The sequence below is a fragment of the Paenibacillus sp. FSL P4-0081 genome (genome assembly GCF_000758565.1).
Lineage (GTDB): Bacteria > Bacillota > Bacilli > Paenibacillales > Paenibacillaceae > Paenibacillus_AQ > Paenibacillus_AQ phytohabitans.
On record NZ_CP009280.1, the window covers coordinates 6571995 to 6585892 of the forward strand.

Annotated in this window: 8 protein-coding genes; 1 reads left to right on the forward strand and 7 read right to left on the reverse strand. The window is 52.7% G+C overall.

Annotated elements, in window-relative coordinates; all coding sequences use genetic code 11:
- Window positions 1-67 precede the first annotated feature (67 nt).
- Complete coding sequence (locus P40081_RS28035; protein WP_042139446.1) at window positions 68-2320, reverse strand: Ig-like domain-containing protein; 2253 nt, start codon at window positions 2318-2320, stop codon at window positions 68-70.
- A gap of 383 nt (window positions 2321-2703) precedes the next feature.
- Here P40081_RS28035 and P40081_RS28040 point away from each other — a divergent pair, with 383 nt between their 5' ends.
- On the forward strand, window positions 2704-3870 hold the full coding sequence (locus P40081_RS28040; protein WP_042139447.1) for an acyltransferase family protein: 1167 nt from the start codon (window positions 2704-2706) through the stop codon (window positions 3868-3870).
- Window positions 3871-4004: 134 nt separating this feature from the next.
- Here P40081_RS28040 and mtaB read toward each other — a convergent pair whose 3' ends face one another.
- From mtaB to P40081_RS28070, 6 genes are all read right to left on the reverse strand, one after another.
- Complete coding sequence (mtaB, locus tag P40081_RS28045; RefSeq protein WP_042139448.1) at window positions 4005-5348, reverse strand: tRNA (N(6)-L-threonylcarbamoyladenosine(37)-C(2))-methylthiotransferase MtaB; 1344 nt, start codon at window positions 5346-5348, stop codon at window positions 4005-4007.
- A 3-nt stretch (window positions 5349-5351) separates the two neighbouring features.
- Complete coding sequence (locus P40081_RS28050; RefSeq protein WP_042139449.1) at window positions 5352-6116, reverse strand: RsmE family RNA methyltransferase; 765 nt, start codon at window positions 6114-6116, stop codon at window positions 5352-5354.
- Between the two features lie 157 nt (window positions 6117-6273).
- Window positions 6274-6957 (reverse strand): site-2 protease family protein, encoded by a 684-nt coding sequence (locus P40081_RS28055; protein ID WP_042139450.1) that lies wholly within the window; start codon window positions 6955-6957, stop codon window positions 6274-6276.
- A 2-nt stretch (window positions 6958-6959) separates the two neighbouring features.
- Window positions 6960-8030 (reverse strand): 50S ribosomal protein L11 methyltransferase, encoded by a 1071-nt coding sequence (gene prmA / locus P40081_RS28060; RefSeq protein ID WP_042139451.1) that lies wholly within the window; start codon window positions 8028-8030, stop codon window positions 6960-6962.
- A gap of 214 nt (window positions 8031-8244) precedes the next feature.
- Entirely contained in the window at window positions 8245-8811 is a 567-nt protein-coding gene (locus P40081_RS28065; protein WP_197074413.1) for a DNA-3-methyladenine glycosylase I, read from the reverse strand.
- Window positions 8812-9215: 404 nt separating this feature from the next.
- Complete coding sequence (locus tag P40081_RS28070; RefSeq protein WP_042139454.1) at window positions 9216-13748, reverse strand: S-layer homology domain-containing protein; 4533 nt, start codon at window positions 13746-13748, stop codon at window positions 9216-9218.
- Window positions 13749-13898: the final 150 nt, after the last annotated feature.

The window sequence follows — 13898 nt, forward strand, 5'->3', positions numbered from 1 at the left end:
TGAACACCGCCCAGAGGCAAATGTTCAGGTCTGATGATCATGCTTAAGGATAGCAGGCAGTACTGTACTATTTCACAGTAACTGATACCGTCACGGTCTTCGTGCCCAGCTTGCCTTTAACCGAAGTGGTTCCTTTGCTTACCGCTGTAATCTGCCCGGAGGAATTCACTTTAGCCACAGAAGGTTTGGAACTGGTCCAGACTACGTTTCCTGTGACAATAGCGCTCTTGCCTGTATCATACAGTGCGGTTACAACTACGCTTTTGCCTGCACCCGGAGCAAGAATCAGCTTATTCTCACTGACCGTAATCTTCATTAGCTTCGGCACCACTGAGATTTTGACGGTGGCAGGAATTCCCTGATAGGAACCGCTCAAGGTTACTGTACCTTCCGTAATCGCTTTGACTGACGTTCCCTTCACAGAAGCAACTTCCGGATTTGACGATACCCAGTTCATTCCGCCCGAGAAGTTCGCAGTTTTGCCGTTCGAGAAATATCCGGTGACCTTAATCGTTTTGGAGCCTTTGATATTCATCTCAAGCACAGCCGGTTCTACGACAAGCTTCACAACCTTCTGCTCAATCGTTACCGGAACACTGATCGTCTTATTGGAATACGTACCTTTGAGTGTTGCCGAGCCTTTGACCAGACCTTTAATGGTCTTGGCAGCTGCCGATTGCTTGAGAACCGCGTTGCTTCCGCCCAGTTCCCAGACAATAGTGTCTGTCACATCGAGCTCATCACCGTTCTCCAGTACGGCCTGAACCGCCGGGAGCGGCGTTTCTTCACCGATGACCAGACCCAGTGCATCTTCCGGTCCAATCAGGACAAGCACTTTATTCTTAACTGTAACTTTGAGCTCAACCGTCTTGGAGCGGATCGCGGTCGCAGAACCTACAGTTACTGCACCTGCTTTGATCTTGCCTGTCAGGGTAGCCGTACCTGCCTTGCCGCCGGTAAGCTTCCCGTCCTTAATCGAGACAATCTCTTCATTCGCCGAGGTCCACTCGATTTCATCGCTGATATCCAGCTTGGTTCCGTCATATTTCGTTCCGCTTACCTTCGGCAAGCCGGCGGAGTCTGCTGTGTATATTTCCTGTTCTGTCTTCTCGAGGGTCAGCTCCGTCAGGGTTGGATAGACCGTTACCTTGAAGGTTTTGCTGATTCCGAGGTGATCTGCTTTGATGACAGAAGTTCCTACCGCTTTGCCTGTCACTGTAGCAAAAGCATTGCTGGCATCGGTAACATTGGCAACTACCGTAGCTGCCATCAGGTTGTCCGAGGTCCAGGTAGCTGACGCCGTTTCGTTCGTGGTCGAATTGACCGCATTACGCATCTTTGCCGTTACATTTAGACTTTCTCCCAGGAAAATGGACTGGTCGCCGGATGGTGTCAGCAGGAGCGCTTCATAAGGCGCCCGCACATAGACGTCAACGGACTGTTCCACACCCAGGTAGCTTGCTGTAATGACAGCCTTACCCACGCCATGAATAGTAATCATGCCGTCTTTTACTGTAGCTACGCTCTCGCTTGAGCTGCTCCAATCTGCCTCTTTCTCGATAGGGAGCTCATCACTCACCGCTGTAGCTTTGGTTACTGCTTTCAGCTGCACCGGGTTGTCTCCAACCAGCATTTCAAGCTCTTTGACTTCCGCACCGCTCACTTTGTCTTTAAGCATGATTGCCGAATAAGGAAGCTCCACAACCGCCTTGAAAGTCTCGGTTAATCCCTTGTACTTGGCAGTAACTGTCGCCGTTCCTTCGCCAACCAGCGTAATCTTACCCTCTGTAATTGTCAGTACGCCTGAATTCGAGCTGCTCCAGTCGGCGTCCTTCGTCACATTTTTCTCTTCAGTGGCTGATTCGCCGCCCTTGGCCGTTGCGGTAACCAGGAGTGAGGCTTCTTTGTCTCCTAGTTTATAGCTGCCCTCCGTGCTGCGTTTCAGTGTCAGATCTTTATACGGATACGTAACAGATACCTCAACAGTATCTACCGCATTATTACTATAAGTAGCTGTAATCATTGCCGTCCCGTAAGTAAGCGGCTTGATCTGACCGTTAATTACGCTGACAACTTCATTCTTGGAGGAGGTCCATGTGGCGGATGCCGTCACATCCCTCTTGGAGGAAGAGCCTTCTACATTGGCATATACCTTAAGCTGCTTCGGTGTCTGGCCAACGGTTAGCTCTATTTTGTCAGAGCTGTCGATTTCAATAGAGTTGATGTCTCCAGCAGCGGCAAAGACGTTTACCGGAAAAGCTGCAGCAACGAGCAATATCATAATGAGGAGCGTTTTTGTCATTTTCCTGTACACGGTCATCTGTTCTCTCCTTAGACGGTCTTATTATCGGTGGCCTTTTACCACACTCTTCCACTATATCGACAAATGGAGCCCAAGTCTTTACCCCATTTTCAGTTAATTTTCAGTTTCTGCTGAATTCAGGTCTTTATAACTATAAAAATTGTGCTCTATATCTATACATTTAGTCCGGCAGGCAACCGCCAAAGGAAGTAGATAAAATACCTAATTTGCACCATTGTCTGAAATTTACATTTCCGATATGGTATTTTATAACATCCTCACTCTATGTATCTCCCCATCCGCATTTACTTCAACGAGAGTCTCTGCCTACTTCCTATAACAGTGTATTGCGTATGATCATTCATTAGGGTTCGCGGATAACAATGCAGAGGAGGATTATCATGAAGCGGCTTGCTCAACTGGATTCCATACGCGGACTGGCTTCGCTGTCTGTTGTGCTTCATCATCTGTGGCAGTCAGCTCCGGTATTGCCGGCTGTATTCTATTATTCTCCGGCCCGGATCTTCATCGGCGGCCATCAGGCCGTCATCCTCTTCTTCATCCTTAGCGGCTTCGTACTCGCCCTACCGTTCCTGAGTGGCAAAACTGCCCCGTATTCCGCCTACATCATCAAACGGATCTGCCGGATCTATCTTCCCTATCTTGCGGCCCTGATCCTTGCTGTCATTGCCGCCAGCCTGCTGCATAACAAGTCAGAGAGTCAGGTGGGTTCATTCTTCTACTTTTTCTGGCAGAGCGGGTTCAGCCTGCGGCTGATCGCCGAGCATCTGACGCTGCTCACCAACTTCAATACCAACGCCTACAATACCGTCATCTGGTCTTTGCTCCATGAGATGAGGATCTCCCTGATTTTCCCGCTGCTGATGCTCCTTGTGCTCAGGCGCGGCCTGGTGTTCAATCTCCTCATCTGCCTCCTGCTGAACATGGCCAGCGCAGCCAATGATATCTTCGGCCTGGAGTCCAGCAGAGGATTTCACACCTCATATATGGACACCGTCTATTACACCCCGTTCTTCATCATCGGCGCCTTGCTGGCCAAACACAGGGCTGAACTGATGAGCCTCTGCCGGCGTGCCGGACAGCTGTACAAGGCGGCCGGCCTGGCCGCAGCCATCCTGCTCTATGCCTACTCCCGTCTCCTCTCCGACAAAATTCATCTGCCGTTCAACCGCGTTATCGACGACTATGGGATCACTCTGGCTGTGGCATTCTTCATCATCCTGGCACTTACTTCAGCGCAGCTGATCAAGCTGCTCTCGCTGAACTTCATCAGCTTCCTTGGTAAAATCTCATACAGTCTCTATCTCTACCATTTCATCGTATTCCTCACTCTGGCCTACACCATCCAGCCTTATATCCCCTACTGGCTGTTCGGCCTGCTTACACTGGCTCTTAGCATTCTGGCGGCTACAGCAAGCTATTATGGGGTGGAGAAGCCGGCTATGGCTCTCGGACGGCATCTCAGCAGCTATGTCACCAGGCCCCGGGCGGGACGTTCCGCGCTGCACAAGGCACCTGAAGCTGAGGCTGTGACGCAGCAGATCTGATTTCTTGATACCGGCAGGCGGTTTGGGTCAGTAGACTAGTCAGCTATCGATCAGGAAGCAAAAAAAGGGGAGCCCTTAGAGCCGTTACCGGCTCTTGGAGGCATCCCCTGAGTGTTGTTCATATTTGCGTACGCTTACGCGCGGCGCGGTTCTGCTGTGGCTCTGCTCACACTGACAAGCTCACCGCGGCATTCATTTACACCAGCTTCTGTCACCTTCACCTCGCAGAGCTCGCCCTGCAGCGAATCATCGCCGCTGAAGAGAATCTGCAGATAGTTGTCGCTGAAGCCGTGCTGAATGCTGCGTCCCGGTGATCCCTTGGCTGCACGCTCAGGAATGACGGACAGTGTTCTGCCGACGAATTTCCGGGCATAAGCCAGCTGCATCTCCTCAGAGAGGTCAATCAGCTGCTGGACACGCTCATTCTTGATCTCTTCATCCACTTGGTTCAGCATCCGTGCTGCAGGCGTACCGGTCCGCTTGGAATACGGGAACACATGCATCTCGGAATAGTTGACCGCCTTCATGAAGTCATAACCGGCGCGGAACATCTCCTCGGTCTCGCCCGGGAAGCCGACGATAACATCGGTTGTAATGCCAACATCCGGCATCGCCTGGCGGATCAGCTGCATTTTGGCATAATACTCTTCGGTCGTATATTTACGGCGCATGGCCTTCAGCACGTCGTTATGACCGGCCTGCAGCGGAATATGCAGATGGCGGCACATCTTGGAGCTGCGGTTCAGCACCTCAAGCAGCTTGTCATCAATCTGGCTGGCTTCAATCGAGCTGATGCGGACCCGCTCCAGGCCATCCACCTGATCCAGCTCCCACAAGAGATCGGCCAGACGGTAATTCTCCAGATCATCGCCGTAGCCCCCGGTATGAATCCCGGTCAGGACAAACTCTTTATATCCCGCCTCCACAAGCTGACGTGCCTGGGCGACAATCGATTTCGGATCACGGCTGCGCGACAGCCCGCGCGACCAGGGAATGATGCAGAAGGTGCAGAAGTTATTGCAGCCGTCCTGAATCTTCATGAATGCACGCGTCCGGTCAGCGAATCCGGGAACATCCAGCTCCTCGAACTCCCGGGTCTTCATAATGTTGCGGACCGCATTCACGGGCTGGCGTGATTCCTGGATATTCTTCACATGGGTCATGATCTGCTCGCGGTCCTGGTTGCCGATGACCAGATCGACGCCGGGGATGTCGAGAATCTCTCCGGGCGAGGTCTGCGCATAGCAGCCGGTTACAGCGACGATCGCTTCAGGATTGCGGCGCACCGCGCGGCGGATCATCTGCCGGCTTTTTTTGTCGCCCGTATTGGTCACCGTACAGGTGTTGATGAGGTAGACATCGGCGGAACCTTCGAAATCAACCTGCTCGTAACCTTCATTTTTGAATAGCTGCCAGATGGCTTCTGTGTCGTAGAAATTGACTTTACAACCTAAAGTATAAAATGCTACGGATGGCATTGTTTAAGCTCCCCCCATTTCTCCGGATTCATATAGAATGCAGGCGGCGGCGACCATACCTGCGGTTTCACAGCGCAGAATGCGTGCTCCCAGGCCTACGGAGACCGCACCGGCCTCTTCGGCAGAGCGGCATTCCTCCGGACTGAAGCCGCCTTCCGGTCCGACAACAATCATTACCTTCGCAGTAGAATCCTGCGGCAGCGAGGACAGCCAAGGCGCGGCTGCGCTGCGGAGCTGCAGCCCTTCTTCTTTTTCATAACAGAAATAGACCGCGTCATACTCACTGAAGCTCTTCAGCAGCAGCTTCCAGCTAAGCGGCGAATGCACTTCCGGAACGATATTCCGGTGAGCTTGTTCAGCGGCCTCCTTGCAGATTTTGCGCCAGCGCTCTACCCGCTTGCTCTCCTTGCGTTCATCATACTGCACAATCGTCCGCTCGGAGAGGAACGGGGTGAAGGCAACCGCACCGATCTCGGTACATTTCTGGATCACCGTCTCCAGCTTGTCCCCCTTCGGCAGGCTCTGGGCTACAGTAATCTTAATCCGCGGCTCGTGGGTCATAGCCAGGTTCTCCAGTATGCTCACGGTTACGAGGCCAATCTCTATTTCAGCGATCTCAGCCAATGCCTCGCGGGAAACGCCGTCGCTGACGATCAGCTTATCCCCTGCCTTGCCGCGCATCACCTTGGCAATATGCCGGGCATCTTCGCCGTCAATGCTTACCTTATCTTGGCCGAACTGCGCCGGTGTTACGAAATAACGCTGCATCTTTTATCATCATCCTGTCCGTTATTCAGCGTAAAAGCGGCGGCGTTCCCGTCAAATCAGGTCCCGGCCGCCGCTTCACTCACATGATTAAACCTCGAAAATACCACATTATATTGTACAACGTTTAGAGCTGCATGAACATCCCTCAATCTGAATTCTAGCCGCCGAATAATCCGTAAAAGAATTGCACGGCTCCGGCGCTCATTTGATTGGCCCAGTTATCCAGCGGTGTAATCGTGTAGGCACGCAGACCCGGGATAAACAGAATCAGCAAAAAGATGAAGACCGCCCACTGCTCATACTGCTGCAGTCTCCCGCGGATCGGACGAGGAGCCAGATCCTCCACGATCCGGTAACCATCCAGCGGAGGCAGGGGAATCAGGTTGAACAGGAACAGGAAGAAGTTAAGTTGAATGAAAATGCCGAAGAACCAGTAAATAGCCTGAAGCACGCGGTCATTGCTGATAGACTCCAGCACTCCGGTCGCAGCCAGAGCCGAATAAATCATTGCTCCGAGGAACCCCAGCAGCAGATTGCTGATCGGACCGACCGCAGATACGATAACGCCCATCAGACGGGGGCGGCTGAAATTGTCACGGTTGACCGGAACCGGCCGCGCCCAGCCGAATCCGGCGACCACAAGCAGAATAATTCCGAAGAAATCGAAATGCACCGCCGGGTTCAGGGTCATACGGCCGAGCAGGCGTGCTGTCGGGTCCCCGAACTTATTCGCAAAGTAAGCATGGCTAAACTCATGTACTGTAAAGGCGATCAGCAGGGTAATGAGCAGGAACGGAAGCTGTTCCAGCGGCATTCGTATAAAGCTTTGCAGAAATTCCATCTCTACCTCTTTCCGGCTGTGAACGCCACCCAATCTTCTTCACGGGTTACTTCTATAATCTCGAAACCGGAAGACTTCAGCGCTTCCGCTACAAGTCCTTCCTTATCCTTGTAAATACCGGAGGTGATGTAGATTCCTTCCGGCTGGAGTGCACGGTACACATCATCTGTGAACAGCACAATAATCTCGGCGAGAATATTCGCTACAACAACCCGCACCGGCAGGGTAACTCCCAGTCCCTCAGCAGCCGGAGCAGCGGCAGGAATAGCTGCTTCCTGTCCAGCCTGTTCAGCAGTATAGCCCGGTCTGGCCGAAGGCCACATATCTCCGGCTGTAGTATCTGCCGCCCGTTCTCCGCCGAGCAGGGAGAGCAGATCGCTCTCCTTAACCGTGATGGCAGCCTCAAGCCGGTTCAGCGCCACATTCTCACGGGCACTCTCCACCGCCACCGGGTCGAGATCCAGGGCGAGAACGGATTTCGCGCCCAGCAGCACAGCGCCTACGGCAAGGATGCCGGAGCCTGTGCCGACATCAATTACTTCATCGCCGCTGGCGATATGCTTCTCAAGCGCGCGCAGGCACAGCGCCGTCGTCGGGTGCGTCCCCGTTCCGAAGGCCATGCCGGGGTCGAGCTCGATAATCTTTTCGTCCGGGGAGGCCGGGGTATATTCTTCCCATGTAGGCTTAATGGTCAGCCGTTCCGAGACGCGCAGCGGCTTGAAGTACTGCTTCCAGGCATGGGCCCACTCATCCTCATCCACCGTCTTCCAGGAGATCAGTGCTTTGCCGGGATCGATCCCGAACCCTCTCAGCTCTTCCACCCTTGGCGTTACCTCCGCCACAATCTCGTCCATTGCCGCCGTTTCGGCATAATAGCCCTTAATTACCGCTTCCCCCTCGGGGATGTCATTCAGCGGCTCATCGTATAATTCACCATAACGGGTATCCCGTACTTTATTCAGCGTTCCGGATTCCTCAATGGAAACTCCGCCCGCACCGGCCTCATACAGCAGATTGGATATCATCTCCTGTGCTTCCTCCGTTGTATGTACCGTCAGTTCGTGCCATAGCATGTTAGTAAATCCTCCTGAAAGTTTGGTAGCATATGCTCCGTTGGTTCTGCTTCGCAAAACTTGCTTCGAAAGCATACGCTTAGTTATGAGAGCCCAGTCTCCCTGAAATCACTCCGCGTAACTGGATTCGAAAGCGCGGCTTAGTTGTGTGAAGCATATCTAGGATAGTATAGCATTTCTTACCCGTGCAGCGCCAAACTGCGGGTCAGATCCCTTAATCCGTCACACCGGTGCGGCAAAAGCAATCCAGTACATGATCGTCCACCATCCCCGAGGACTGCATGAATGCATAACAAATGGTTGAACCGACAAACTTCATTCCCTTGCGCTTCAACGCCTTGCTCATGCTGTCAGACTGCGGAGTGGTAGCGGGAACCTCCGCTCTGCTCTTCCATTGATTCACCACCGGCGTTCCGCCGATGAAGCTCCAGAGATATTCTCCGAAGCTGCCTTCCTCCCGGACAATCTGCAGATAGGCCTCCGCATTGCGGATGACCGCATTAATCTTCAGCCGGTTGCGGATAATCCCCTCATTCTGCATCAGCCCGGCTATCTTGTCCTCCCCGTACAGCACAATCTTCTGCGGATCGAAGCCATCGAAGGCTTCGCGGAAATTCTCCCGCTTCTTCAGTACCGTATACCAGCTCAGTCCGGCCTGCATGCCCTCCAGCATCAGCAGCTCGAACAGCTTCAGATCATCATATAGCGGCTTGCCCCATTCCTCATCATGATAGGCAATATAAACAGGGTCCTCATTCACCCATGCGCAGCGTGTTATCATCAAGTATGGTTCTCTCCTTATGCACTGAAATGGAAATTCAGGATAGTTGTATTATGTACAATTAAAAACAGCGAAAAGGGATGCTTGGCACTTATAAGTGTAGTCTGTACAACTAAATCTGCCCAATGGGCGATAATCCATCTACATAGAGCTGTTTAATTGTATGAAATACAACTAAACGGATAATCGGTGGAAAATCAGACGTTTTAGTTGTACAAAGTGCACTTAAGTATACCGCATATCCCGTAATGGGGTCACGGCCAACCCTTTATATTTATCTACTGCGAGATCCGTCCGCCAAATGACGCGCCCGCTAGCTTACGGCATAAAAAGAGCAGCCCCGGCCGGGCTGCTCTTCCTAATTGGACTCGTTTATTCCTATACTCGCTACAAAATGCTGCCTATTATTCCATGAGCTTATCCATAAGGCGGAGGATCATCACTACCGATTCGGCGCGGGAAGCCGGTTCCTCCGGCTTGAACTGTCCATTGCCTTTTCCCGTTACGATACCTGCTCCCGCAAAGGCATTGATAGGCCCTGCTGCCCAGCCCGCAGTGACGTCAGAGAATGGAACACTATCGCTGCTCACATAATTCGTCAGACGGGACAGCATCGTCACCATCTCCGCCCGGGTGATCTCCTGCTTGGGATGGAAGGAGCCATCGGCGTACCCGGTGATCACTCCGTTGTCTTGAAGTGCACTAATGGCTTCCGCGGCCCAATGCCCCCGCGTATCCGAGAAGCCGGTGCCGCCTGAAGGGCTCAGGCCAAAGGCCTTGAACAGCATCGCTGCAAACTCAGCGCGGCTTACTTTGGCGTCAGGGCGGAAGGAACCATCCGCGTAGCCGGTTATAATCCCCATCCGGGCCGCACGTTCAATGAATGCGGCACTCCACAGAGCTGCAGGAGTATCCGGGAATGTCACAGCAGGAGCGGATTGCCCTTTTGCCATGATCGCTTTTACCTTATCAAGATCTACTCTGTCGTTGAACACAGGCTTCGTCACGGTTGGCAATGTTGGCTCCGTAGTTTCAGCCGGTGTCGGCGTTGCTGTAGGTGTCGGCGTTACCGTTGCCGCCTGAGTTGGCGTTGATGTTGGCCTTGGAGTTGCTGCAGGTACGGTGCCACCATCATTGTTGCCTGTAGCCGCCGTTACGGAGGCCTGAATCTCCTTCTTCACTCCTCCGTATGAAACTGTGATCTTTGCCGTTCCTGTACCCACTGCTGTGACTACACCCGCTTCGCTCACAGCTGCAACCGAAGGATTGCCGGTGGCATATTTCGCTTCCAGGGTCTTGAAGGCGCTAGAAAGGTCGGAATACTTTGCCGTTACCGCTATGCTCTGCGTTTGACCTGCCGTCAGGAAGATAGATGCAGGAGTCACCTCCAAGTCTACCACTGCCGGTGCGGAAACCTCCGTAATCACAATCGGTATCGCAATGGACTTGCCTCCGAACGAAGCCGTGACCGTTGCTTCGCCTGCCGCAACGCCCGTGATAAGCCCCTTGTCCGATACAGAAGCAACAGCAGGGTCAGAAGATACCCAAATGACTTGATCCGTAACCACCAGATTCTCTGCATGATCATATACTGCCGTTATTACAGAAGCAGCGGTCTGGCCCACTTGCAGCCTATGAGTGCCTGGATCAGCTGTCAGTTTCAGCAGAACAGGAACCGTGCTTTCCGCCTGAACTGTTACAGCAATGCTGACTGCCGGCAAGTTTCCATATTGTGCCTCGATTGTAGTACCGCCTGCTGCTACCGCGTGAATCACACCTGTGGCATCTACCGTAGCCACATTGTCATTAGAGGAAGTCCACATCGCTTCATTAGTGACATCTGCTGTGGACTTATCGCTATACGTAGCGGTGAGAACTGTCGCGCGTTCCTCCCCGGCCTGCAATGTCAGCTCCGTAGGCGATACCGCCACGGAAGTCACCGTAAGCTCATCCTTCTTCTCAATAATATAATTATCTATTAATGCATCGCTTTCTGTAGTACGGGCCTGGATGGTGATTTTGTCATGGCTGACTTGAATGGCAGAATACACCGGAACGTCCTCGTCAAACATGAAATTAAGATACTCATACTGCTTACCATCGTAGAATTTCCAGCCGGAGGCGCCCCCGTCCAGATAGACCGTCCCGCGCTCGCCGTTTAGCAGCGGCTTTCCTCCATTCATCGGATAGGTGCGCGCATACACATGGTCATGGCCTTCCAGCACCAGATCTACTTTCAGTTCCTCCAGAACAGGTGCAAAATACGTTTGCGTGTATTCAATTACATTCCCGCGTCCATCTTCGGTATGATAAGCAGGCTTATGGAACATCACAATCTTCCATTTTTTATCACTTGCCTGAAGATCCGCACGCAGCCATTCGGCTTGCTTAGCCATGGTTACTTCGTCCGCCTCAGAGTTCAGCACAATGAAATGCACCTCACCCGAATCGAAGGAATAGGCGTACTCCTTCTGAACGTCCGGGCCATTCTCCGGCAGATCCAGCCCCTTGGCAAAAATCTCTTTACCTTCACCCTTCACATCATGATTCCCCATCGTGTAGCCTGAAGGAAGCGTGGAGGCATAGACTGAAGAAGCTTCCCAGAATTGGTTCCACTCATTCAGGATTCCTCCGTCGTCAACCATATCGCCGCCATGCATCACAAATTGGGTATCCGGATAACGGGTTAGAGCATCGCTGATCAGCTGCTGATAGATTTCAAGCCCATTATCTCCTTTGGTATGTGAATCAGTTACGAATACGAAAGAAACGGGAGTTTCCGGTGCTGCATCCAGCGTCTTGTATTCGTACCAGGCACTCCAATGGCCTTCATAGCCCACCCGGTAATGATAAGCCGTACCCGGCTCCAGGCCGGCAACCAATGATTTGTGGAACTTTATTTCGCCCAGCGGCCCGCCCTCCACTTCATGGATGACCTCCACTTCGGTAAGTGCAGTCTGCTCTACCGCCTTTGGCTGAGCACTGTCCGGCCCATTGTCCACCCAATCGCTGTTCTTCACATATTGAATCGAAGTTGCTTGAACTCTGGGGGCCGTCTGCCAGCCCACGCTCAGCATCGTACCCATATCTTCGGTAACAAAGGTCTGGACATATTTCGGATCGTCTCCGCCGAACTGGGTCACAACGTTCATGCTGAAGCTCTCACTGGTGCCGCCATCCTTGACCGCCTGCACTTTCCAGGTGCCGACTGCAAGATTGGCCAGCGAAGTATGAATTTCACCCTTGGCATCCGTCAGTCCCAATCCTTCGGTAAGGCTCTTCTGCTGTACATCGGCAGAGGCAATATAGCCTATCCCTGTTCCATCCGGAAGATATACCTTGACGAATCCGGAGGTGCTTCCTGCTGTAGCGAAGAATTGCCCGTTGTTCTCTGCTGTAAGCAGCACGGCGGACGAATGATCAGCGCTTGTATATATACTCGAATTGGCGGCTGTTACCGTCACATAGGTCTGAGGGCCGCTTACATCGGTAAAATCAATCTCCGCCCCTTCAACCGGAGCTCCCGCATGGGTAGTAACGGTGATGATATTCTTCGTTTGCAGGCCCGATCCCTTGACGGTTAAGGCATACGGGAAACCAATCTTATAATTAACGGGAGAAGCAAACGAGCTTACAGCGGTCCCGCTGCCATAACCAAAACTGCCTTCCGCCATGGTGAACTGCTTGTAGGTCTCGCCACGTTCCATTTTTGCGGACCGGCTCACGGCGAAATCGATGCTGGCCAAGGCATCCGCAGAATCTCCCTGCAGTCCTTCTGCGCTAAATTCAACATAACCGCCTGTATTGTCGATGGTGCTCTGGACGTTGCTTAGTCCGTCACGAGCGTGCACAGCCTCCGCCTGCAGCGTCTGCGGGTCGAACTTAATCTTAGTCAACACGTTTGTTGCTCCGCCGGTATTCTTCGCCGCCAGCTTCAACCGGTAAGGCTCGTTGCTGACCGCTTCCTCCGGCCCTTCCAAGGTGAGCATCGCCCCATGCTCAATTGTAAAAGCATACTCCGCTGAAGCCGGATTACCCGCCAGATCCTTCACTTCAGCAACCACTTGATGATAACCGCCATCCAGCGGCACCTCCGGGTGATATGTGATTGCATTAGTATCCAGATCGTAAGCGTAAGCGGCCGGTGCAACGGACTGGCCATCCACAGTTAATTGGATCGAGTCTGGGTCAATGCCCGACTCCGCATCATCCGCCGACAGGATGATGTCGGATACGGGAGCAGTCAAGATTTGATCCGGTGCAGGTGAAACCGGAGCCAGCACGGGAACATCCATATCCTCATCCGCCGGCTCATCATAAATAAGTCTGACGTCATCGATCCAAATGGAGCCTTTGTTCTTTTTGCTCATTTGCCGTTCTTTCATCTGGAAGTAGAACGCCACGGTACCGGGCAGCGTCAGATCACTCCCTATCTCGGCCTCGACATATTTCCAGCCGCTCCAGTCTATCCCTGTCTCTTCGCTCCTCATCTCATACGTTTTGGACTTTCCGGTGGCTGAAACATAGAACTTGGAGGTTAGGCCATGCCCTTCGTTATTGGCGTAAATCCACATGCCGATTTTGTGGGGCGTTCTGCCTGTCAAGGCTAACTGGGTTGCAGGCCCGACTGCAACCTGGGAGGGATTATCGGTTATGCCGATAAAATCATAATCAATCCGCAAGGATTTTGCCCCGTCACGGACGTATTTCGGATCACTTTCAAGCGCCATATTGCCGCTGTAGATGCGCGCACTGTCAAACGTCAAGTCTGCCAGGCTCACCTGTTCAAAATCCTCCAGCATAACGACACCGTTAGGCTCAGCCGGATCCCCATACACGGTCGATGATGAGAAGGAGGGTGGAATGAACGGGATCAACACCGACATTGCCAATATCCCGGTTAATACTCTCTTTACAAGCGGATGCTGCTTACTCACTGCCTGCCACGCTCCTCGTTGTCTGTTCTTGTTCACCTGGGACAAGTTATTCCAGCATAACGCGGCAACGTATTCGTGAGATCATCGCAATGTAAGCACAATAAATACTTCAGCCCAATTTTCCCGGTGTCTCCTAAGAAAAAAAGGCGT